Origin of the sequence: Parapusillimonas sp. JC17 (assembly GCF_052180245.1) — a bacterium.
Lineage (GTDB): Bacteria > Pseudomonadota > Gammaproteobacteria > Burkholderiales > Burkholderiaceae_B > Parapusillimonas.
Genome location: NZ_CP197474.1, coordinates 2,920,629 through 2,943,176, shown reverse-complemented (window position 1 = coordinate 2,943,176; position 22,548 = coordinate 2,920,629). Strand labels below are relative to the sequence as shown.

The window sequence follows — 22,548 nt, the reverse complement described above, 5'->3', positions numbered from 1 at the left end:
TGCATACTTGCCGGCAGACGGACCAATTTATTGTTTGACATGAAAAAAACCTTGTTACTTGTTGATGGGTCGAGCTATTTGTATCGAGCTTTTCACGCAATGCCCGACCTTAGAAACGCCATGGGCGAACCGACTGGCGCTCTATATGGTGTCATCTCCATGTTACGAAGACTGGTCCAGGATTACAAGGCAGACTACGCAGCATGTGTTTTCGACGCAAAAGGCAAGACATTCCGCGACGAGCTCTACCCGGAATACAAAGGCCATCGGCCATCCATGCCTGACGAACTGGTAGCACAAATCGTTCCCATCCATCAGGCGGTCGAGGCCCTGGGCTGGCCGGTGCTTGCGGTGCCGGGCGTCGAGGCCGACGACATCATCGGCACCCTGGCTTGCCGCGCCGCTCGCGAGAACATTCACACCATCATCTCTACCGGCGACAAGGACCTGGCACAGCTGGTGAACGAGCACGTCGAGCTCGTCAACACCATGAACGGCGAGCGCCAGGACATCGCCGGCGTCCGGAACAAATTCGGAGTGGGCCCCGAACAGATCATCGATTACCTCATGCTTACCGGCGACGCCGTCGACAACATACCGGGCGTGCCCAAGGTCGGCCCCAAAACCGCGGCCAAGTGGCTGGCGGAATACGGCAGCGTGGACAAGCTGGTGGAGAACGCTCATGCGATCAAGGGGGTGGCTGGCGAGAACCTGCGGGCGTCCATCCCGAACTTCGACATGACCCGAAAGCTCATCACGGTCAAGACGGATTGCGAGATGGACGAGCTAGGTGTCGGCATGGACACGTTGGTTCCCAGGGCGCCCGACCGGGAAAAACTGATCGAACTCTACGATGCCTTCGGGTTCCGCACCTGGCTGCGCGAGCTTACCGGCGACCAGGAACGGATTCCGGCGCAAGACAGCCGCATTGCACCCGATGCTCCGGTGCCGCCGCCCGTCGCGGATGTCCGGTACGAAACCGTGCTCGATTGGCAGTCTTTCGACAAATGGCTGGATACCCTGCGTTCGGCGGAACTCGTCGCGCTCGATACCGAGACGACCTCGCTCGATCCCATGGCCGCGCGCCTGGTGGGCATTTCGCTGTCGGTCAAGGCCGGAGAGGCCTGCTACATACCCGTCGCCCATCGCGGGCCCGACCGGGTCGAGCAACTGCCTCGCCAGGAAGTGCTGAACCGTTTGAAGGAGTGGCTGGAAGACCCCACCGCCCGCAAGCTGCTGCACAACGCGAAATACGATTCTCACGTCTTCCTCAACGAGGGCGTAAGCCTGACCGGCATCGTCGAAGACACGATGCTGCAGGCCTATGTGCTCGAATCCCACCGGCGCGTCAATATGCAGGAGCTGGCCGAGCGCTGGCTTGGCCGCACGGGTATCAGCTATGAAGACTTGTGCGGCAAAGGCGCCAAGCAGCTCTGCTTCGATGAAATCGAAGTCGGGCGCGCCTCGCACTATGCGTGCGAGGACGCCGATTTCACGCTGCAGCTGCACCAGGTCCTGCGGCCCAAGGTGGCGGCCGAGCCCGGACTCGAGCGCATATATCAGCTTGAAATCAACGCTTCGCGGGTCTTGACCACGATAGAGCGCAATGGGGTGAAGGTGGACGCCGACCTCTTGCTGAGCCAAAGCCATGAGCTCGGCCAGCAGATGCTGGATCTCGAAAAGCGTGCCTACGACCTCGCGGGCCAGCCCTTCAATCTGAATTCGCCCAAGCAACTGGGTGAGATCCTGTTCCAGCGCATGCAGTTGCCGGTGTTGCGGAAAACCGCCAGCGGCGCGCCTTCGACCGATGAGGACGTATTGTCCAAGCTTGCGCGCGACTATCCCTTGCCGGCACTGCTGCTCGAATACCGGGCGCTGGCCAAGCTCAAGTCCACCTATACCGACAAGCTGCCCCGCATGGTCAACGCCTCCACCGGGCGGGTGCATACCCGATATGCCCAGGCCGCCGTCATTACGGGGCGGCTGGCTTCCTCGGATCCCAATCTGCAGAACATTCCGGTCCGCACGGCCGAAGGCCGGCGCGTACGAACGGCTTTCATCGCCACGAATGGCCGGATCGTTTCCGCCGACTATTCGCAGATCGAGCTCCGCGTCATGGCTCACGTTTCAGGCGACAAGAATCTTCAAGGCGCATTCGAAGCAGGGCTGGACATCCACAAGGCCACGGCGGCCGAGGTTTTCGGCGTGCCCCTGGCCGACGTCAGCTCCGAGCAGCGGCGCGCTGCCAAGGCCATCAACTTCGGCCTGATCTACGGAATGGGCGAGTTCGGGCTGGCGGCGAACCTGGGCATCACGCGCGATGCGGCGCGTGCGTATATCGACCGGTACTTCGTGCGCTATCCGGGCGTGGCCGACTACATGGAGCGCATCAAGCGCAGCGCCCACGAGCAGGGATATGTGGAAACAGTCTTCGGACGCCGTCTGTGGCTGCCCGAACTGCGCGGGGCCAAAGGCCCGCGCCAGAAAGCGGCCGAGCGCGCGGCGATCAACGCGCCCATGCAGGGCACGGCGGCCGATCTCATCAAAATGGCTATGGTGGCCGTCCAGGATTGGATCGAGCGCGAAGAGCTGCATACCCTGATGGTCATGCAAGTGCACGATGAACTCGTCCTCGATGCGCCGCTGGACGAAGTCGAAACCATAGCGAAGCACCTGCCCGGGCTGATGTGCAACGTCGCCAAGCTCGATGTTCCGCTGATGGCCGAGGTCGGCACTGGGCCGAACTGGGAGCAGGCCCATTGACGCCGCGTGGCGGCATTGAACCAAGGAGTCAACATGGCATATTCCTCAATTACGGGTAAAGCGGGAACCGCGGTGGAAACCGACGGCGGCGCATTGCGCTGCGGCATGATCGACATGCCCACGTTCGACGGCTCGATACCAGCCTATTTCGCAGCGCCGGAGAACAGCGGCCGGGTGCCCGTGGTGCTTGTGATCCAGGAGATCTTCGGCCTGCACGAGCATATCCAGGACGTCTGCCGCCGGCTTGCCAAACAAGGCTATATGGCGGTGGCCGTCGAGCTCTATCACCGGCAGGGAGATCCCGCCAGCTACACCGATGCGCCCACCCTCATCAAGGAAGTCGTCGCCAAGGTGCCTGACGAGCAGGTCATGGCGGACCTGGATGCCAGCATGAAATGGGCGGCGGAACAGGGCGCGGACACGTCGCGCCTGGGCGTCACCGGGTTTTGCTGGGGCGGCCGCCTGACCTGGCTTTACGCGGCGCACAACCCCGGATGCAAGGCGGCGGTGGCGTGGTATGGCCGCCTCGTTTCAGGGCACGGCCCGTTGCAGGTCCGTAACCCCATCGACGTGTGCGGCGATCTGCATGCGCCGGTGCTGGGCCTTTACGGCGCACAGGACGCCAGCATTCCGCTGGACGGGGTAAAGCGCATGGAAGCGGCCCTGGCCGAGGGCAACGCCGCCGCCAAGGCGTCCGAGTTCGTGGTATATCCCGATTCCGGCCACGCCTTTTTTGCGGACTATCGCCCCACCTACGTGCAGGCGGATGCCGTCGACGCCTGGCAGCGCATGCTGGACTGGTTCAAGCGCCATATGTAGGGGTCAGACCCCGAATGGGGCCCGACCCCCTTCCCGTCGATCGCTGCGAGGGGTCAGACCCCGTACGGGGTCTGACCCCAGGTCATGTGCTGCTTCCGGTATAGGGGTCAGACCCCATTCGGGGTCTGACCCCGGTCACTCCGCCGGCTGTTCGCTTTCGCGCAGGCGGTTGGGCAGCAGTTCGTTGTGCTTGGCCAGGATCGGGTAGGCGGCGGCTTCGACGAGGCAGGAATTAAGCGTCTTGGCTTCGCGCAGGACGTCCAGGTACAGCGAGCCTTGCTGTGCTTGCTCCAGGTCTCCCGATTTCAGGCTTTGCAGGTGCTGCTCGGCCGCATTGGCTTCGACTTCCCGGAAGTGGTCCTTTTCGAAGGCCAGATAACGGGCGCCGCGCAAGTCTTCCGCCACGAACAGCGCCGCGCTCTGGCGGTGGTTGCGTATCAGGCGGTCCATGGCCTTGGTCAGGTTTTCGCGCTGCTGCGGCGTAAAGATCCAGCCCTTCTTGTTCATGGTGGCCGCATAACCCAGCAGGCCTTGCGTGGCCACACTGGCGGCATGGGCCATGTTCGAGGAAAAGCTCAGTATCTCTTCGCGCCGGCGGTCGTCGTCCTGGTTCATGGTTTCGGGATCCAGGGTCGCCAGATAGGTGGTGATATGGTTTTCGAGCCGGCTTACGGCATTGTTGACGTAGCGGGCGTGGGCCACACGGTGCCGGCTATCGCGCAGGAACGCCCCGCGGGCGATCCCGAGCAGGCTCTGGGCCATGTCGGCGATGCGCAAAGCTTCGCGCGCGGCGTTGCCCAGGGCGATCGCCGGAACTTCGTGCGCAGATTCATCCAGGTATTGCGGCCGCGACGGGTCGTCGGGATCGGCGCGCTTGGGCAGCAAGCGTATGAGCAGCTTGGAATAGGGCTTCAGCAATGGCAGGAAAATCAGGGCCACCGCGACGTTGAAGAGCGTATGGAAGTTCGCGACGGCGCGAGACCGGTCGTCGCTGAGAACATTCATGAGATCCGGCAGCCAGGGCAGCGCCAGCAATGCCAGCAGGCAACCTGTGATCCTTGTCCCGAGATTGCCGAGCGGAAGGCGCTTGTCGGCGGGATCGTCTCCGGAGCCCGCTTCAAGCATGGGATTGATGGCAGTGCCCAGGTTCGCGCCCAGAACCAGCGCGCATGCCAGTTGGGTGCTGATGAGCTCGTGGTGGGCCAGAGACATGATGAGCACCACGACGGCCAAGCTGGAATGGGCGGCCCACGCCAGGGCGGCGGCAAGCAGCAACGCGATGACGGGCTGGCCCGCCAGCGCGTCCAGCACGATCTCCAGCAGATGGGCGTCTTGCAGGGGCGCGAACATCAGTACCAGTTCGTGCAGTGCCAGCATGAGCAGGCCCAGGCCGATGAAGAGCCGGCCCAGATCACGCTTGCGGCCGGGCTCGTAGCGGCGGAACAGCCAGACGCCGATCAGTATCAAAGTAGGGGCGAGCGCGTTGAGGTTGAACGAGAGCAACTGCACGATGATGGTCGTGCCGACGTTGGCGCCCAGCATGGCGGCCAGGCCGGGAACCAGTCCCAGCAGGCCGCTTGCCGCGAAGCTGGTGATCATGAGACCGGTCGCCGTGCTGCTCTGGATGGCCGAGGTAATGGCCAGGCCGGCGAAGAAGGAACGCAGCCGTGTGTTGAGGGCGCGCCCCATCCAGGTCCGCAGCGCAGCGCCGAAAGCGCGTTGCACGCCGCTCTGGACCATGTGGACTCCCCAGATGAGGAGGGCGATGAAACCGCCGAAGTTCAGAAGCCCGACAATATCACTCATGCGTGAATGATAAACCGGAACCAGCCGAGGTTGAGGGGTTGAGGGGTCAGACCCCCTACGGGGTCTGACCCCATGCCCTTAACCGGGGTCGGACCCCGGATGGGGTCCGACCCCTCGTCCTAGATCCGCTGGGCGGCCTGGAGCGCATGAATGCGCGCTTCGATGGGAGGATGAGAGGCGAACATGGCGCTGATCGAGCGGGTGCCCGAGATGCCGAAGGCCTGCATGGCTTTGGGCAGTTCGCCCGATTCGACGCCGCCCAGTCGCGCCAGGGCGCGGATCATGGGTTCGCGGGAACCCAGCAGGCTGGCGGAACCCGCATCGGCGCGATACTCGCGCTGGCGCGAGAACCAGGCCACGATGATGGACGCCAGCACCCCGAAGATGATTTCACAGACGATCACGGTGATGTAGTACCCGGCGCCGATGTCGCGGTCGTTCTTGAAGACGACCCGGTCGACGAAATAGCCGACGATGCGAGCGAAGAAGACGACGAAGGTGTTCACGACCCCCTGGATCAGGGTAAGCGTGACCATGTCGCCGTTGGCGACGTGCGCGACTTCGTGCCCCAGGACCGCGGCGACTTCTTCTTCCGTCATGCTTTCGAGCAGGCCGGTCGACACGGCGACCAGGGCTTCGTTCTTGAAGGCGCCAGTGGCAAAGGCGTTGGGTGCGCCATCATAGATGGCCACTTCGGGACGGCCTATGCCGGCGCGGTCGGCAAGCTGATGGACGGTATCCACGAGCCAGGCCTCCCGGGCATTGGCGGGCGCTTGCGGGTCGATCACGCGGGCGCCCGTCGATCGCTTGGCCATCCATTTGCTAAGAAGCAGCGAGATGATGGATCCCGTGAAGCCGATGATGACCGAGAACACCAGGAGCTGGGTGATGTCGAGACCTTGGGCCGTCAGGTAGCGGCCGACACCCAGTATGTTCATGGACGCGCTGAGCACGACCATGACGGCAATATTGGTGAGCAGGAAAAGAAAGATTCGTTTCATATTATGTGTGTATCCAAAACGATGCGAGCCGAAGCTTGGACAATTTATATAGAGGCGGGTTCCGGATTTTAAAGCCCGCGCGGCAAAAAAATCCGGGCATCAGAGTATAGTATCGGCTGGTTGAAAACTTATCCGGATTTTGGTCGACATTAAATGCAGTCTCTGTGGATGTTACTGGCGAGTGTCATGTTTGCTGGCATGGGGGCTTGTATAAAAGTCGCCTACGAACTTGGTGCCTCGCTGTCTTATGTCGTCATTTTCCGAGGTGTCCCATCCGTCATCCTCCTTTTTTTTTGGACACTGCTCACAAGGCGCAGCCTGCGGCCGAAAAGCTGGAAGCTCCATGTCTGGCGTAATGTATCGGGCGTTACTTCGATGTGGCTCGGGTTTTATGCCATCTCCCACCTTCCCCTGTCCACGGCCGTCAGCCTGAACTACACCGCACCCCTGTTCATCGCGGGCTGGATGCTGGCCTGGGGCGGCACCCAGCGCGATCCGGTCCGGATCGCAGCCGTGATCCTGGGTTTTCTGGGTGTCGTTGCCGTGCTTCGGCCCAGCATCGGCCATGACCAGTTGCTGCCCGCAGCCGTGGGGCTCGTTGCCGGTGCGCTGTCGGCGGTTGCCATGATGCAGGTGCGCGAGCTGGGCAAGGCGGGCGAGCCCGAATGGCGCACAGTGTTCATTTTCTCCTGTTTTGTATGCTTTACCGGATTCACCGGATTTGCAATCGATGGACAGCGCGAAATCGACGGCGCCACCCTGCTGGCGCTGACCGGCGTAGGTATGTTCGGGCTGGTCGGGCAATTGGCCATGACACGCGCGTTCGGCCTGGGCTCCGCCTTGTTGACCGCCGCCCTGCAGTACACGACCATCATCTTTGCTGCCCTGCTGGGCATCATCTTCTGGGATGACCTGCCCGATATCGTGGCCTGGGCGGGCATGGCGCTGATCATCGCGTCGGGCCTGCTGTCCATCTGGCGCACCTACAGCGAAGACCGTATCATGAGGGGGCAGACCGCGCTGCAGGCGCAGCCGGTCGGTGCGGAAACAGCAACACAGGAGACCAGGCGTGTCTAACTTATTGATCTCTGCAGAAGACCTGCGCAAGAACATCTCTTCCCGAGGGTGGTTGATTTTCGACGTAAGGCATGATCTTTCCGATCACTCGGCAGGGCGTCGCGCATACGAGCAGGGCCACATACCCGGCGCTCTGTATCTCGATCACGAAACCGAATTGTCGGCCGCCAAGACCGGCTCCAACGGCCGGCATCCCTTGCCCGAGCGCCGGGACCTCGGCGCGCTCATGCGTTCGCAAGGCCTGACACGCCAGTCGCAAGTAGTGGTCTACGACGCCGGCAACAGCATGTTCGCCGCCCACTTGTGGTGGATGCTGCGCTGGCTGGGCCATGAAAATGTGCAAGTGCTGGACGGCGGCTGGGAAGCCTGGCTGAAGGCGGGCGGCGAGGTCGAAACCGGAGAGCGCGCGCCTTCCGTCACAGAAGCCCAGGCGCTCCAGAGCCTGGGCTTGCCGCCCGAGCCTGCCATGCCGACTGTCGACGCGCAGGCGGTGCTCGCCAACCTTCAGCAACCGGTCTTCACCGTGCTGGATGCCCGCGCGGCAAACCGCTACCGTGGCGAAACCGAACCCATCGACCCGGTTGCCGGCCACATTCCAGGCGCCTTGAACCGTCCCAACACCGAGAATCTCCAGGGCGACGGCCGGTTCAAACCGGCCGAACAGCTAAGGCAGGAATACCTGGCGCTGTTGGGCAATCGCACGCCCGAGCAACTGGTCCATCAATGCGGCTCCGGCATCACCGCCAGCCATAATCTGTTTGCCATGGAACTCGCCGGCCTGGGCGGCTCGGCGCTGTATCCGGGATCCTGGAGCGAATGGGTCAGCGATCCCGCGCGGCCTGTAGAGCGTTCCTAAGGGGCTGGAGGTCAGACCCCAAGGGTCTGACCCCGGGTCCGCTTCAAGGGGTCAGACCCCATTCGGGGTCTGACCCCAACGCCGCATCCACGCTCATCATCCGCCGATACCACTCATGGAAGTGCTGCATGCCGTCTTCCATGGGCGACTGATAGGGGCCGGCTTCGTTCGTGCCGCGCAGCATCAGGGCCTTCCTGCCCGCATCCATGCGCTCGGCGATTTCATCGTCTTCGATGGCGGTTTCCATGTAGGCCGCGCGTTGTGCTTCGACAAATTCCCGCTCGAAGGCGACGATGTCTTCAGGATAATAGAATTCGACGATGTTCACGGTCTTTTGCGGTGAGACCGGATGCAGCGTCGACAGCACCACCACGTGCGGGTAGAGCTCGATCATGTGCGTGGGAAAGTACGTGACCCATACCGCACCGAAATCGGGCGTATCGCCGCTGCGATAGTCCAGCAGCCGATCATGCCATTTGCTGTAGATGTCGCTGCCAGGCTGCGACAGGGCCTTGTTCACGCCGACGCGCTGCGAACTATACCAATCTGAAAACTCCCAAGCCAGATCGTCGCAGGTGACGAAATGGCCCAGGCCGGGATGGAAGGGCGCGACGTGGTAGTCCTCGAGGTAGACCTCGATGAAGGTCTTCCAGTTGTAGTTGCACTCGTGGACTTCGACGTGGTCGAGCACGTATTCCGAGAAATCGAATTCGGGGCGATCGAACAGTGCCGCCATGTCTTTGGCGGGATTGCGCGGGCCTTCGAACAATAGACCATGGCAGTTCTTGAGCGTGAAGCGCTGCAAGTCCATGCATGGAGTCTTGGGAAACTGGGGGGCGCCGATCAGCTTGCCCTGATCGCTGTAGGTCCAGCGATGCACGGGGCAGACGATGTTGCCGCCGGTGTCGCGCAGATTGCCGCTGGCCAGCCGGGCGCTGCAGACGTCGCCTGCTTCGCCGCCCAGCATGATTGCCTGCCGGTGGCGGCAGACATTGGAAATGAGTTCAACCCCGCCGGCATTGCGCACGATTGCGCGGCCAGCGTGCTCTTGAAGCAGCGTGCGCCAGTCGCCGACCTCGGGAACGAATTTCTCGTGTCCTACATAAAGGGCGGATTTCTTGAAAATGAGTTCTTGCTCTTGAGCAAAAATGGCTTCGTCAAAGTAGCTGCTGACGGTCAGCTGTGTTTGTGCCGGCGCGAAATGCGCTTCCCGACCGATGTCGGTCATGGTTCCCCCCGCGGTAATGAAACCGGAAGAATCGGTGCGACTCATCGCGGTGCGACTCATCGATGCGATTCGTATTTCCGGTGCGAAGAAAAAAACGGACTGGCCGATGAAATTTTAAGGAGGTAGGATTGTACCTTAAATTTCTTCTTATAAAACAAGACCTAGTATGCTGTTCCAAGGGCCGGGGAGGGGTCGGACCCCATGCGGGGCCTGACCCCCACACCGCCTCAGCTCGCATACGGGGTCAGACCCCGCATGGGGTCCGACCCCTCCATTCGGCGCTTCGGCGCGGCTTCCCGTACAATTTGTACCAGGACCGCCAAGCAAGGCGGGGCGCCGCAGGCGCAAGCTTATTGGAAACGTTCATGAACCACACTGATATGGGCACACCTTCAGACACCGGCGCGGCGGAGCGCAACGCGGGCGAGCTGCCGCAGGATTTCGAGACCGCCCTGGCGCAGCTCGAGGCATTGGTCGCCCAGATGGAAAACGGATCGCTCGCACTCGATCAATCCTTGTCCGCCTACGAGCGGGGCGTAGAGCTGGTGAAGATCTGCCAGCGCAGGCTCGATCGCGCGGAGCAGCAGGTCAAGGTATTGCAAGACAATCTTCTCAAACCGCTGGACGACCTTTCCGGCGACCAGGAATAGCCATGGGGCGTCATACCATCGACTTTCCGGCCTGGCTCGAAGAGCGCGTGCAACATATCGAAACCGTTCTCGATCAGTTCCTGCCGCCCGCAACGACTGTTCCGTCCACCCTGCACGAAGCCATGCGCTACGCGGTACTGGGCGGCGGCAAGCGGGTCAGGGCAGCCTTGGTCTACGCAGCCGGCGAAGCTTCGCTGCAGTCCGGCACCGCCGCGGCTCCACAGGAAATCGCGCTGGATCACGCCGCGGCCGCGGTCGAACTCATCCATGCCTATTCGCTCGTGCACGACGATTTGCCCTGCATGGACGACGACGAACTCCGGCGCGGCCGCCCGACGACGCATGTGAAGTTCGGCGTAGCCAATGCCATGCTGGCGGGCGATGCGCTGCAGCCGCTGGCATTCGAGCTTCTCGGGCTGATGCCGATTGCGCCGGCGCTCATCGTGCAGGCCACTCAATTGCTGGCGCGTTCGGCGGGCAGCCTGGGCATGGTCGGCGGGCAGGCCATCGATTGCGAAAGCGTGGGGCTCTCCCTCACGGGGGACCAGCTCAAGGAAATGCACAGCATGAAGACCGGCGCCATGCTGGAAGCCAGCGTTTTGCTGGGGGGGATCGTCGCAGGCGCCGGCTCGGCGGCAAGGCAGGGCCTAGAAGCCTATGCGGCCGCCATCGGGCTGGCGTTCCAGGTGGTGGACGATATACTGGACGTTACGGCGGACACCGCTACGCTGGGCAAGACGGCCGGCAAGGACGCCGCCGGGAACAAGCCCACCTATGTTTCCATCATGGGTATGGACGGGTCGCGCGAATTGCTGCATTCCTTGCATGCCCAGGCACATGCCGCCTTGCTGCCGCTGGGCCCGTCGGCGGCGCATCTGGCCAGCATCGCAGACTACATCGTAGGACGCGACCGTTGACGGTAACGTCCTGTTCTATCCGGGCTGGCGGTATGCAGCTTAAAATGCCGGTTGACTGAACACATTGATTTGTATGGCTTCCCTAGAAAACATCAAAACACCAGCCGATTTGCGCAAGCTGGAGCGGTCCGAGCTCGATGACATCGCGACACAGTTGCGGGAATTCGTCCTGCAATCGGTCTCCAGGACCGGTGGCCATCTGTCTTCCAATCTGGGCACCATAGAGCTCACCATCGCCCTGCATTACGTCTTCAATACGCCGGACGACCGCATCGTGTGGGACGTCGGGCACCAGTCCTATCCGCATAAGATCCTGACGGGCCGGCGCGAGCAGATGTCCACGCTGCGCCAGCATGGGGGCATTTCAGGGTTTCCCAAGCGCAGCGAATCCGAGTACGACGCGTTCGGCACCGCGCACTCTTCCACATCGATCTCCGCTGTGCTTGGCATGGCGGTCGCCTCGCGCAATGCCAAGCGCGACCGCCAGCACATCGCCGTGATCGGCGACGGCGCGATGACCGCGGGCATGGCATTCGAGGCGCTCAACAACGCGGGCGTCACGCCGGGTATCAATACCCTGGTGATCCTGAACGACAACGATATGTCGATCTCGCCGCCGGTGGGGGCGCTGAACCGCTATCTGGCGCGCCTGATGTCCGGAGGATTCTATGCCGCCGCCAAGAATGTGGGCCGGGCGGTGCTGCAGCACATGCCGCCCATGCTCGAATTTGCAAGACGGGTCGAAGGCCATGCGAAAGGCTTGGTGTCGCCGGCCACCTTGTTCGAAGAGCTGGGTTTTAATTATGTCGGCCCCATCGACGGCCACGATCTCGATGCGCTGATTCCCACGCTCGAGAATCTGAAGGCTCTCGGCGGCGCCCAGTTCCTGCACGTAGTGACGCGCAAAGGCCAGGGCTACAAGCTGGCGGAAGCCGATCCGGTGCTTTATCACGGCCCGGGCAAGTTCGATCCCAGCGTGGGCATACAAAAGCCGAAGGCGCCCGCCAAACAGACGTTTACTCAGGTTTTCGGGCGCTGGCTATGCGATATGGCGCAGTCCGATGCGCGCCTCATCGGCATTACGCCGGCCATGCGCGAAGGCAGCGGCATGGTCGAGTTCGAACAGCGCTTTCCGGCGCGCTACTTCGATGTCGGCATCGCCGAGCAGCATGCGGTGACCTTCGCCGCGGGCCTGGCATGCGAGGGGCAGAAGCCGGTCGTCGCCATCTATTCCACCTTTCTGCAGCGCGCCTACGACCAGCTCATCCACGACGTGGCCCTGCAGGACCTCGACGTCACCTTTGCGCTCGACCGGGCCGGCATCGTGGGCGCGGACGGCGCCACTCATGCCGGCAACTACGACATCGCGTATTTGCGCTGCGTACCAAACATGGTGGTCGCGACGCCGTCCGACGAAAACGAAGCCAGGCTCCTGCTGAGCACCTGTTACCAGCATTGCGGGCCCGCCGCAGTCCGGTATCCACGCGGAAGCGGTGCCGGAGCGGCTGTTGCCGATGGCCTGGCCACGGTAGTCTTAGGCAAGGCCGTGGTTCGGCGCCAAGGTCGCCGCGTCGCCATCCTGGCATTCGGCACCTTGGCCTGCGCTGCGGGAAAGGCCGCCGATGCGCTCGATGCCACGCTGGTCGACATGCGTTTCGTGAAGCCCCTGGACGAAGCCCTGCTTCAGGAACTGGCCCAGTCGCACGCGGCTTTTGTTACCATTGAAGAGGGCTCCATCATGGGAGGTGCGGGCAGCGCCGTGCTGGAGTTCTTTAGCCGCAGCCGCATCGACCGGCCTGTCTTGCAGCTGGGCTTGCCGGACCGTTTCATCGACCACGGCGAGCAGGCTGCCATTCTTGCCGGGCTCGGCCTGGATGCCGATGGCATTCAGGCTTCCGTGCGCTCTCATTTTGCCGACATGTTCAATGAAGATGAAGAGCATGAAAGGTCTTTGAGCAGCGGTGCATAGATAGCCAGGAGCCCATGCCGTCGCGTGCCCGGCGTCGACAAGCCCTAATACCATTGTGGTTATAGGGTTAATCGACGCCTATGTGCCGCATAATGGTTCGTTAACCGTAATTTACGCCGCACTCGCCAAGCGGTGTTACAGAGGTTTCGTTTACATGAATACACTGATTGATCCCGTTGTCGCCATGCCCGACGTCCAGAGCAGTCTCGATACACGTCACATTGCGATCCAGCGGGTGGGTGTCAAGGGCGTGCGCCATCCCATGCTGCTTGCCGTGCAGAACGGGCCGGCCATGCCTACCGTCGCCAACTGGGAGCTCACCGTTGCGTTGCCTCCGCAGGAAAAAGGCACGCATATGTCGCGTTTCGTGGCCTTGCTCGAAGAGCATCGCCAGACCCCCATGACGCCGGCCCTGTTTTGCGACATGGCCCGCAAGATGCTGCCGCTGCTCAACGCCGAGCGCGGCGACATGACGGCATCCTTTCCTTATTTCATGAACAAGGTGGCGCCGGTCTCGGGCGTGGCCAGCCTCATGGACTACGAACTGACCTGGACCGCCCGCGTCGGAAGGAATCCGGATTCCGTCGAATTCGAATTGTCGGTACTGGTGCCCGTGACCAGTTTGTGCCCGTGCTCCAAAGCCATCTCGGAATATGGCGCTCACAACCAGCGCTCCCATGTCACGGCTACCGTGGTGTACAGCGATGCAGGCCTGGCAGATCCCGAAGCACTGATTCGCGATGTCGAAAGCGAGGCATCCTGCGAACTCTGGGGGCTGCTGAAGCGCACCGACGAAAAATTCGTCACCGAGCGCGCTTACGAAAATCCGAAATTCGTCGAAGACCTGGTCCGCGACGTTGCCGAACGGCTCCAGCAGGTGGCCGGCATGCAGCGCTTCCGGGTCGTGGCCGAGAACTTCGAATCCATACACAACCATTCCGCCTACGCAGTCGTAGAAGGCTGAAACCGGGGTCAGACCCCGTACGGGGTCTGACCCCAAATCCATCGCGGCGCGGCCGATTCAGGGGTCTGACCCTTTGGGTCAGACCCCTTGTTCTAGTGCTTAGAGCGGGTCCTCGGGGCGGGCCAGGCGTCCGCCCTTGCCTGGGGCCACATATGGCTGCAAGGCTTCCAGCATGGTGCCGGGATTGTTGGTCATGATCCCACGGACACCCAGAGCCAGGTAGTCTTGCATCGAGCTGCGGCTATCCAGTGTCCAGATGTAGTTCAGGCGGACGTCGCCATTTCTTTCGGCCGACACACTGCGCTTGAACGTATCGGTAAAGCCGCCAACGACGAACGCGTTGGCGGTGATGCCGTTCCCGTACACTGCCTTGCCCTTTGCGTAGCTGTTCAACAGTTCAATGGTGGCATCCACCGGGTTTTGCTTCACAAACCAAAGTAATGATGACGATGGGCCGGGCCTGTCGGTGTCGTCGAAGCTGAAGTAGATGCGATTTGCATACTTCGTTCCTGCAGCGGCGGCGGCAGCGGCCCGGATATAGGCTTTATGCTCGGTCTTGTCCACGCTGACGATCACTTTTCCCTTGTAGTTTTTGTCGAACAGCTGCGTGACGAGAGTTGCGATGACATTACGCCCGGCCGTTGATTTCGCGGTATCGTTCTTGGCGACGCTGGACCCGACTTTGCTGTCGACGATGAACAGGGCGATCGGGGAAGGGTGGCTCGCGAGGGTGTTCAGATAGCCCTGAGCTGTCTCGTGAACCATGCAGGCGTCTTTGCTGGATCGGATCGTTTCCGATGCTCCCGTCGCCCTGTCGGGCACGAAGGTCGGCTTTTCACGGATCATGTGGCCGCAGATTCCTGTCTCCTTCCAGAAGAGGCGTCCGCCGACGAGCGGGATGAAGCTGCATTCGCAAGGCGTACCATGCTGGAATTTGTCGACCATTCCGTCGTTGGTGAAGCGCAAGTCCGCTTCGATCGCGTTGGCGCCTTCTTGTGCGGCCCAGTCGATGTACTGGGAATGGTTGATTGCATGGGCGATGTTGTAATAGAGCGTGTCGCCTTTGGCCATGGCGGGAAGCAGCGACAGCGGCAAAAGGCAGGCGATCAGGAATAGTCGGATCATGTTCTGCACCGGATTCGTTATTGAAGACATATGGAAAGAGGACATGAGCATTTCCTGTTACTCCATGAAGCGGGTGCTGATGCAGCTTTCGCCGAAGCCGCCGTTGGGCTGTAGCGGGCAGCCGAATACGGAGTCATTGGCCAGGCTCGTCAGAAACAGGGACGAGGATCCTGTGACTTCATACAGCGCAAGGTCCGTCGTGACTTCAAAACCGTCGATGCGGTAGGGCGCGCAGTCGGCGAAACCGGCGCCGCCGCCCGTGAGCTTGCAATGCGTGATGCGGCCGCTGCGGGCATTGGCCACATAGATGTTGGCATTGGACGAATCGGCTGCGATTTTCTGGATCCCATCGAAAAGCTCTTGTTCGCCGGCGTGCACCGCGTGGCAGGACGAAAGAGAGGCATCGTTTCCGATCTGGCAGATCGTCACGCTGTTGTCGAGGTTGCCGACATAGGCATATTTGCCATTGGGCGAAAATGCGATCGTCGTGGGAGCGCTGAACAGATCGTTGTTTTGTGCCTGGCAGGTGCTGGGCATGCCATTGGGCGCCAGCGTGCAGGCGGTGATCGTGGATTTGATTTCGCCGTTCAGGAAGTAGGCATGGGTACCGTACTCGCCGGCTGCAAGGCCGACCTCGACGGGAGTATCGAGGGTGCCGTTGGCGTCCGTTACCGCGCAGCTGCTGAAAGTGCCGTCGCCCAGAACCTGGCAGACCGTCAGCGTGTTGTCCTCATTGGTGGCATAGGCTACCGTGCCGGAGGCATTCAGGGCCAAGGATGACGGATCCTTGAAATTGCCGCCGCCTTCCGCCGGGGCGCAGGATGAAAGTGCACCCTTGGCGCCGTCGCAGACGAGTACGGAATCGGCATCGTCTTGCAGGAAGTACACAGAACCGGTGCGCGGGTTCACCACCATCTGGTGCACGACGTCGGCATCCAGTTCCTGGATGTCGCAATCGTCAAGGTCGCCCGACTCGTCCACCTCGCAGGTGGTCAGCGTGTCGTCCTTGTTGAGAATGCGCAACAGGGTGTCGGGAACGCCGGCCACCTTGTGAACAGCCAGGTTCTTGGGGCCGTAGAAGTAAGCGGGGCCGTCTTCGACGGCTACGTCGGGGGCGGTGGCGGTGCCTGCCGAGCTGCCGCCGTCCGAACATCCAGCAAGGGAGATGGCCGACGTGAGCACGATCAGTGCAGTAGCGACTTTTTTCATGTGAAGGCTTTCTTGATGTGGACGGTTACGGTTCTAGGCTGCCGTAAAGCAGGCTGGAGGCAATTGTAACAACAATGATCTTAAGGAAACAAGAACCTTTGAGGGGTCAGACCCCGTACGGGAAACAGAACCTTGAGGGGTCAGACCCCGTACGGGGTCTGACCCCACGGCGCCCAAAGCTTCTTGCATCCAAGTCCTTAAAAATGCTAATATTGCTGGTTTCTTGCTCGACCCGTTTTGGTTGCCAAATTGGTTGCCAGACTGGTTGCCAAACGCGGCGGGCTGACCCTTTCGGCATTTTCTTTTTGCCGGAAGCCATCCACAAGGAGTGTTATTTATGCGCCACTACGAAGTAGTGTTTATCGTGCATCCCGATCAAAGCGAGCAAGTGCCCGCCATGATCGAGCGCTATCAAGGCGTCGTCACCAGCAATGGTGGCCAGGTTCATCGCCTGGAAGACTGGGGCCGCCGTCAATTGGCATATCCCATCCAGAAGCTCGTCAAGGCGCACTACGTGTGCTTTAACATCGAGTGCGGCCAAGCGGCTCTCGATGAGCTTGAGCATTCGTTCCGTTACAACGATGCCATCCTGCGTCACCTCGTCATCAAGACCAAGAAAGCTCACACGACGCCTTCGGTCATGATGAAGTCGGTCGAGCGCGAAGAGGCCCGCAAGGCCAGCGCCGAAGCGGCGGCAGCGAACCAGTCGGAATAATCCGGTTCCCGGAAGCGATGTGAACCAGCTCGTTCTGACTGCGACGGCCCTCGAAGTCCAGCCGCTCAGGTATACCCCGGCCGGCTTGCCGGCAGTCGAAATGATGCTGGAACACGAATCGGAAGTCCAAGAGGCCGGCCACGCGCGCCGCGTCGAAATGGTTCTTTCGGCCATCGCTCTCGGAGACATCGCTTTATTGCTGGCCGACACCCCCTTGGGGGCTTCCTTGTCGATACAGGGCTTTCTGGCCCCCTCGCGCAAGGGATCAAGCAAGCTGGTGTTGCATATACAGCAGGCGAGTCGGGTTTTTTCCGGCGGTGCAAGCGCTGTCGTCTAGCGGGTATTCACGGCAAATCAGTAGCGCAGGGGCGATTACGCCAGGCGCATCGAATATACAGTCCGGCTCGGTCCGGGCACTAAAGAGGCACATTATGGCTTACTTCAAGAAAGGCAAGGAAAAACGCAAGTTCACCCAACAGAACCCGCTGTTCAAGCGTCGCAAGTTCTGCCGCTTCACGGCAGCGAACGTCGACGAAATCGACTACAAGGATCTGGACACCCTGCGTGATTTCATCCAGGAAAACGGCAAGATCATTCCTGCACGTTTGACCGGCACCAAGGCCCACTACCAGCGTCAGCTCGACACCGCCATCAAGCGCGCGCGCTTCCTGGCCCTGTTGCCTTACACTGACAACCACAACTAATCCGAGGCCTATCGTCATGCAAGTGATTCTGCTCGAAAAAGTCGTCAATCTGGGTAACCTCGGTGACGTCGTGCGTGTTCGCGACGGCTACGCCCGCAATTACCTGATCCCCCAGCGCATCGCCCGCCGTGCGACCGATGCCGCGCTCAAAGAATTCGAAGCCCGTCGCGCCGAGCTCGAAAAAGTCCAGGCCGAGAAACTGGCCGCGGCCCAATCGGTCGGCGAGAAGCTGAACGGCCAAACCATCACCATTTCGCAAAAAGCGGGTGTCGATGGCCGTCTGTTCGGTTCGGTCACGACCATGGACATCGCTTCGGCGCTGGTTCAGGCGGGCTTTGCCGGCGTCGAGAAGACGCAGGTCCGTCTGCCCGACGGCGCACTGAAGGCCGTGGGCGAATACCCCATCCAGGTCGCGCTGCACGCCGACGTGGTGACGGACATCACCGTTGTAGTCCAGGGCGAAATGGCCTGATAGGCCGTTCGCTCCCCGTGGTACATTCCTTCACTTGAAGGCCGTGCCGCGGCTGCAACAAGAAAAGCCGGCCTTTGCCGGCTTTTTTCATTTGTTTTCTGTATTTGCCGGAGCCTGAAGTGGACAGCAAGAAGATGACCAACGATCCGCAGCTCGAGTATCTGCGCGTGCCTCCGCATTCGGTCGAGGCCGAGCAGTCCGTGCTGGGCGGTCTGTTGCTGGACAACAGTGCATTCGACCGCGTTACCGATGTCCTGAACGAAGACGACTTCTATCGCTTCGACCACAAGATCATCTGGCATCACATTACCCGCCTGATCGGCCTGGCAAGGCCGGCCGACGTGGTAACGGTGAACGAGTCGCTGGCCAGCGCCGGCAAGGCCGAAGAGGTCGGGGGGCTGTCCTACCTGAACGCCCTGGCCCACAACACGCCCTCGGCGGCCAACATCCGCCGCTACGCCGAGATCGTCCGCGAACGCTCCATGCTGCGCAAACTGGTGTCGGTGGCCGATGAAATCGCCGCGGCAGCGTTCAACCCGCAGGGCAAGGAAGCCCGGCAATTGCTGGACGAGGCCGAATCCCGCGTATTCCAGATTGCACAGGAGGGCGCCCGCGGCGCCACCGGCTTCCAGGACATCCAGCCCCTGTTGACGCAAGTGGTGGAACGCATCGACGAGCTCTATCACCGCGAGGGCGACTCCGACATCACGGGGGTGCCAACGGGGTTCGCCGATCTCGACCGCATGACCTCGGGCTTGCAGCCGGGCGATCTTGTCATCGTTGCGGGCCGGCCGTCCATGGGCAAGACCTCGTTCTCCATGAACATCGGCGAACACGTGGCGATCGAGCAGGGCCTGCCCGTAGCGGTGTTTTCCATGGAAATGGGCGCGGTGCAACTGGCCATGCGCATGGTCGGCTCGGTGGGCATGCTGGACCAGCACCGCATGCGTACGGGCAAGCTGACCGCCGACGACTGGCCTCGCTTGACCCATGCCGTGCAGCAAGTGCAGGAAGCCCAGATCTATATCGATGAAACCCCGGCGCTCTCGTCCATGGAGGTCCGGGCACGGTCCAGGCGCCTGGCGCGCCAGTGCGGCCAACTGGGCCTGATCATCATCGACTACATGCAGCTCATGTCCGCGAACTCGGCCGGGGAAAACCGGGCGACCGAAATTTCGGAAATCAGCCGCTCGCTGAAAGGCCTGGCCAAGGAGCTGAACTGCCCCCTCATTGCGTTGTCGCAGCTGAACCGAAGCCTGGAGCAGCGTCCGAACAAGCGCCCGGTGATGAGCGATCTGCGCGAATCGGGCGCCATCGAGCAGGACGCCGACTTGATCCTGTTCATCTATCGCGACGAGGTCTACAACCCCGACTCGCCCGACAAAGGCTCCGCCGAGATCATCATCGGCAAGCAGCGTAACGGCCCCATCGGCACCGTGCGGCTGACCTTCCAGGGCTCAAGCACCCGCTTCCTGAACTTTACCTCGGGCATGGGCGGCTGATAAGAAGGGGGGTCAGAAGAAGGGGGGTCAGACCCCGAATGGGGTCTGACCCCTAAGTCATGTCGAGCGCAAGCTCATATGCCGCCCGCAGGGACCCCGGGTCGGCAATGCCTTGTCCCGCGATGTCGAACGCCGTGCCATGATCGACGCTGGTCCGCACGAAGGGCAAGCCCACCGTGACGTTCACGCCTTCATCGACGCCCAGGTACTTGACCGGGATCAGGCCCTGGTCATGGTATTGCGCCACCACGATGTCGAACTCGCCGCGCCGGGCGCGCATGAAGACCGTGTCGCCCGGCCAGGGCCCGCTGGCATCGATGCCTTCCGCGCGGGCTTGCTGGATCGCAGGGGCGATGACGTCGATGTCTTCCCTGCCGAACCGGCCGTCTTCCCCCGCGTGAGGATTGAGGCCGGCGACCGCGACGCGGGGCGCCTGGATGCCGGCCCGCCGGCAGGCATCATGCGCGAGCCGTATGGTCTGAAGCTCGTTGTCGACGGTGATGAGTTCGCTGACTTGCCGCAAGGCCACGTGTATCGTCACCAGGATTACGCGCAATTCCTGGTTGGCCAGCATCATGGCGTAGTGCTGCGTGCCGCTGCGCTCGGCCAGGATTTCCGTATGGCCCGGATAGTCGGCGCCGCCCGCTTGCATGGTCTTCTTGTTGAGCGGGGCCGTGACGATGGCGCGCAGCTTGCCGGCCAGCGCGTCGTCGATGGCGTAGCAAAGAAATTCATAAGCCGCGCGTCCCGCAAGCGGGTCGGGGATGCCCGGTTGAAGATCGGGCGGAAGGGCCTGCCAGCGATTCAGCACCCGTATCGCGCCGTGGCCGGCAGCCGCTACATCCGGTTCGCTGACGAGCTGTACCCGCAGGTGATCCGCCATCCCCAGCCGCGCGATGGCGGCGTCGAGCACACCCGCATCGCCATAGACGACGGCGGGGTAGGGCAAGCCGCCTTCGAACAGCTTGACGATGATCTCGGGGCCTATGCCGGCGGCATCGCCCATGGTGATGCCGATCGGCTGGCGGGGCGGGGCCATCGTCAGAGCGCCTCGCTTGCGTAGTCGGCAAGCCGCGAACGCTCGCCGCGCTGCAAGGTGATGTGGCCCGCATGCGGCCAGCCCTTGAAGCGATCCACCACGTAAGTCAGGCCCGAACTGCCTTCGGTCAGGTAGGGCGTGTCGATCTGGGCGATATTGCCGAGGCAGACGATTTTGGTTCCGGGACCGGCCCGCGTAACCAGCGTCTTCATTTGCTTGGGCGTGAGGTTCTGCGCTTCGTCGATGATTAGGAACTTGTTGAGGAAAGTCCGGCCTCGCATGAAGTTGAGCGACTTCACCTTGATGCGCGATCGGATGAGCTCCATGGTGGAGTTCTTGGGCCAGTCCTGTCCGCCGCTGCCGGTGGAGAGTTCCGAGTTGCCCGAGCCTAGGTGAAGCACTTCCAGGTTGTCTTCGAGCGCGCCCATCCAGGGCAGCATTTTTTCTTCCTCGGTGCCCGGCAGGAACCCGATATCGTCGCCGACGGGCACCGTGGCGCGCGTGATGATGATTTCGTTGTAGCGCTTGGTTTCCAGCGTCTGGGTAAGCGCGCTGGCCAGCGCCAGCAGCGTCTTGCCCGTGCCGGCCTGGCCCAGGAGCGAGACGAAGTCGCAATCGGGGTTCATGAGCAGGTTGAGCGCGAAATTCTGTTCGCGATTCCGTGCCGTGATGCCCCAGACATTGTTCTTCCCGTGGCTATAGTCCCGCAACGTGGCCAGGACCGCGCTCTTGCCGCTGACTTCCTTGACCTGGGCCTGAAGCGGAAGATCGCCATCGAAATAGACGAATTCATTGACGATGAATTCCGAGCACAGGGGGCCGCGGATGCGGTAGTAGGTGGTGCCGCCCTGCTGCCAGGATTCGACGTCCTTGCCATGCTTGAGCCAGAAGTTTTCCGGCAGGGGCATGACACCGTCGTAAAGCAGATCGGAGTCGTCCAGCACGTGGTCATTCAGGTAGTCCTCGGCTTCCAGGCCCAGCGAGCGCGCCTTCAGCCTCATGTTGATGTCTTTGGACACCAGGATGACTTCGCGTTTGGCGTGGATCTGGTGCAGGGCGTGCACCACGCCGAGAATGGCGTTGTCGGCCTTGCCCAGAGGCAGCTCGATGGGCAGCCTGGTTTCGAGCGCGGTCGTCTGGAAGTGCAATTGCCCGAGGGCTTCCGCATTGCCCAGCGCATCGAGTTCCACGCCGGCTTCCAGATTTTGCGTACCGCTGACCAGGCCATCGAGAGAGCGGCTGACCTGCCGGGCGTTGCGCGCCACTTCCGACATGCCCTTCTTTTGGTGGTCGAGTTCTTCCAGGACCATCATGGGCAGGAAGATATCGTGTTCCTCGAACTTGAAAAGCGAATTCGAGTCGTGCAGCAGGACGTTGGTATCCAGGACGAACAGTTTGCGCTTGGAGGCTGCCAGGCGCCTCTTTTTGGCGGGAGTGCGTGCTTGCGCGACAGGCACGGGGACGGTTGGGGCGACTTCTTCTGGTTCCTTGGCGACCGTCTTGGCGGACGGCTGGATTCCGGGCGCTTTGAGGGCAGGCGCATCCGCCTGCCGGGCGGCTTTTGCGGGGGCCGCTGTCTTGCTTGCCGTCCGGGATACAGTTGCCTTGGTCGTGGTGGCAGTGGGCGGTTCTGGGTTCATGATGGCAACCGTGGCGCCCATGCTTGTTGGCAACTTGGGTAGCGGCATAGGGTTCTGAGCTCCTGAAAATTTACGTGGATCTGCGTGGCGGG

At 61.7% G+C, this 22,548-nt stretch carries 20 protein-coding genes; 13 read left to right on the top strand and 7 right to left on the bottom strand.

Going from position 1 to position 22,548, the window contains the following annotated elements; translation table 11 throughout:
• Nucleotides 1-39 precede the first annotated feature (39 nt).
• Together polA and ACSBPU_RS14155 are read left to right on the top strand one after the other, a co-directional pair.
• Nucleotides 40-2,763 (top strand): DNA polymerase I, encoded by a 2,724-nt coding sequence (gene polA, locus ACSBPU_RS14160; RefSeq protein ID WP_442592706.1) that lies wholly within the window; start codon nt 40-42, stop codon nt 2,761-2,763.
• 33 nt (nt 2,764-2,796) lie between these two features.
• Nucleotides 2,797-3,582: a dienelactone hydrolase family protein gene (locus ACSBPU_RS14155; protein ID WP_442592705.1), complete on the top strand. Its 786-nt coding sequence runs from the start codon at nt 2,797-2,799 to the stop codon at nt 3,580-3,582.
• A gap of 135 nt (nt 3,583-3,717) precedes the next feature.
• Here the strand turns inward: ACSBPU_RS14155 and ACSBPU_RS14150 are convergent, their stop codons facing one another.
• Together ACSBPU_RS14150 and htpX are read right to left on the bottom strand one after the other, a co-directional pair.
• Nucleotides 3,718-5,388, bottom strand: coding sequence for a Na/Pi cotransporter family protein (locus ACSBPU_RS14150; protein WP_442592704.1), 1,671 nt, complete (start codon nt 5,386-5,388; stop codon nt 3,718-3,720).
• A 119-nt stretch (nt 5,389-5,507) separates the two neighbouring features.
• Complete coding sequence (gene htpX / locus ACSBPU_RS14145; RefSeq protein WP_442592703.1) at nt 5,508-6,389, bottom strand: protease HtpX; 882 nt, start codon at nt 6,387-6,389, stop codon at nt 5,508-5,510.
• A gap of 153 nt (nt 6,390-6,542) precedes the next feature.
• Here htpX and ACSBPU_RS14140 point away from each other — a divergent pair, with 153 nt between their 5' ends.
• Nucleotides 6,543-7,466, top strand: a complete 924-nt coding sequence (locus ACSBPU_RS14140) for a DMT family transporter (protein ID WP_442592702.1) — start codon at nt 6,543-6,545, stop codon at nt 7,464-7,466.
• Nucleotides 7,459-8,322, top strand: coding sequence for a sulfurtransferase (locus ACSBPU_RS14135; protein WP_442592701.1), 864 nt, complete (start codon nt 7,459-7,461; stop codon nt 8,320-8,322). The genes ACSBPU_RS14140 and ACSBPU_RS14135 overlap by 8 nt, the downstream gene beginning before the upstream one ends.
• A gap of 43 nt (nt 8,323-8,365) precedes the next feature.
• Here ACSBPU_RS14135 and ACSBPU_RS14130 read toward each other — a convergent pair whose 3' ends face one another.
• The gene (locus ACSBPU_RS14130; protein WP_442598356.1) at nt 8,366-9,550 is read right to left on the bottom strand and encodes an aromatic ring-hydroxylating oxygenase subunit alpha; all 1,185 of its coding nucleotides are present in this window, start codon (nt 9,548-9,550) and stop codon (nt 8,366-8,368) included.
• 380 nt (nt 9,551-9,930) lie between these two features.
• On the opposite strand from ACSBPU_RS14130, the gene ACSBPU_RS14125 reads away from it, so the two are divergent.
• The 4 genes from ACSBPU_RS14125 to folE2 all read left to right on the top strand — a co-directional run bounded on the left by ACSBPU_RS14125 (nt 9,931) and on the right by folE2 (nt 14,050).
• On the top strand, nt 9,931-10,200 hold the full coding sequence (locus ACSBPU_RS14125) for an exodeoxyribonuclease VII small subunit (RefSeq protein ID WP_180068423.1): 270 nt from the start codon (nt 9,931-9,933) through the stop codon (nt 10,198-10,200).
• Nucleotides 10,201-10,202: 2 nt separating this feature from the next.
• Nucleotides 10,203-11,117, top strand: a complete 915-nt coding sequence (locus ACSBPU_RS14120) for a polyprenyl synthetase family protein (RefSeq protein ID WP_442592700.1) — start codon at nt 10,203-10,205, stop codon at nt 11,115-11,117.
• Nucleotides 11,118-11,190: 73 nt separating this feature from the next.
• Entirely contained in the window at nt 11,191-13,086 is a 1,896-nt protein-coding gene (dxs, locus tag ACSBPU_RS14115; protein WP_442592699.1) for a 1-deoxy-D-xylulose-5-phosphate synthase, read from the top strand.
• 154 nt (nt 13,087-13,240) lie between these two features.
• The gene (folE2, locus tag ACSBPU_RS14110; RefSeq protein WP_442592698.1) at nt 13,241-14,050 is read left to right on the top strand and encodes a GTP cyclohydrolase FolE2; all 810 of its coding nucleotides are present in this window, start codon (nt 13,241-13,243) and stop codon (nt 14,048-14,050) included.
• A gap of 99 nt (nt 14,051-14,149) precedes the next feature.
• On the opposite strand, the gene ACSBPU_RS14105 is transcribed toward folE2, so the two are convergent.
• Both ACSBPU_RS14105 and ACSBPU_RS14100 read right to left on the bottom strand, forming a co-directional pair.
• Nucleotides 14,150-15,220 (bottom strand): hypothetical protein, encoded by a 1,071-nt coding sequence (locus ACSBPU_RS14105; protein WP_442592697.1) that lies wholly within the window; start codon nt 15,218-15,220, stop codon nt 14,150-14,152.
• A 12-nt stretch (nt 15,221-15,232) separates the two neighbouring features.
• Nucleotides 15,233-16,384 (bottom strand): hypothetical protein, encoded by a 1,152-nt coding sequence (locus ACSBPU_RS14100; RefSeq protein ID WP_442592696.1) that lies wholly within the window; start codon nt 16,382-16,384, stop codon nt 15,233-15,235.
• Nucleotides 16,385-16,721: 337 nt separating this feature from the next.
• Between ACSBPU_RS14100 and rpsF the strand changes: the two genes are divergently transcribed.
• The 5 genes from rpsF (at nt 16,722) to ACSBPU_RS14075 (ending at nt 19,777) form a co-directional block, all read left to right on the top strand.
• The gene (gene rpsF / locus ACSBPU_RS14095; protein ID WP_180068298.1) at nt 16,722-17,099 is read left to right on the top strand and encodes a 30S ribosomal protein S6; all 378 of its coding nucleotides are present in this window, start codon (nt 16,722-16,724) and stop codon (nt 17,097-17,099) included.
• A gap of 19 nt (nt 17,100-17,118) precedes the next feature.
• Entirely contained in the window at nt 17,119-17,436 is a 318-nt protein-coding gene (priB, locus tag ACSBPU_RS14090; RefSeq protein ID WP_180068300.1) for a primosomal replication protein N, read from the top strand.
• A 94-nt stretch (nt 17,437-17,530) separates the two neighbouring features.
• Nucleotides 17,531-17,803 carry a 30S ribosomal protein S18 gene (gene rpsR / locus ACSBPU_RS14085; protein WP_180068302.1) on the top strand — a complete coding sequence of 91 codons (273 nt, stop codon included), beginning with the start codon at nt 17,531-17,533 and terminating at the stop codon, nt 17,801-17,803.
• 16 nt (nt 17,804-17,819) lie between these two features.
• Nucleotides 17,820-18,275, top strand: coding sequence for a 50S ribosomal protein L9 (gene rplI / locus ACSBPU_RS14080; RefSeq protein WP_442592695.1), 456 nt, complete (start codon nt 17,820-17,822; stop codon nt 18,273-18,275).
• Nucleotides 18,276-18,409: 134 nt separating this feature from the next.
• Nucleotides 18,410-19,777 (top strand): replicative DNA helicase, encoded by a 1,368-nt coding sequence (locus ACSBPU_RS14075; protein ID WP_180068425.1) that lies wholly within the window; start codon nt 18,410-18,412, stop codon nt 19,775-19,777.
• A gap of 52 nt (nt 19,778-19,829) precedes the next feature.
• Here ACSBPU_RS14075 and pdxA read toward each other — a convergent pair whose 3' ends face one another.
• On the bottom strand, nt 19,830-20,816 hold the full coding sequence (gene pdxA / locus ACSBPU_RS14070; protein WP_442592694.1) for a 4-hydroxythreonine-4-phosphate dehydrogenase PdxA: 987 nt from the start codon (nt 20,814-20,816) through the stop codon (nt 19,830-19,832).
• A gap of 2 nt (nt 20,817-20,818) precedes the next feature.
• On the bottom strand, nt 20,819-22,504 hold the full coding sequence (locus ACSBPU_RS14065; RefSeq protein WP_442592693.1) for a PhoH family protein: 1,686 nt from the start codon (nt 22,502-22,504) through the stop codon (nt 20,819-20,821).
• Between the last annotated feature and the right edge of the window lie 44 nt (nt 22,505-22,548).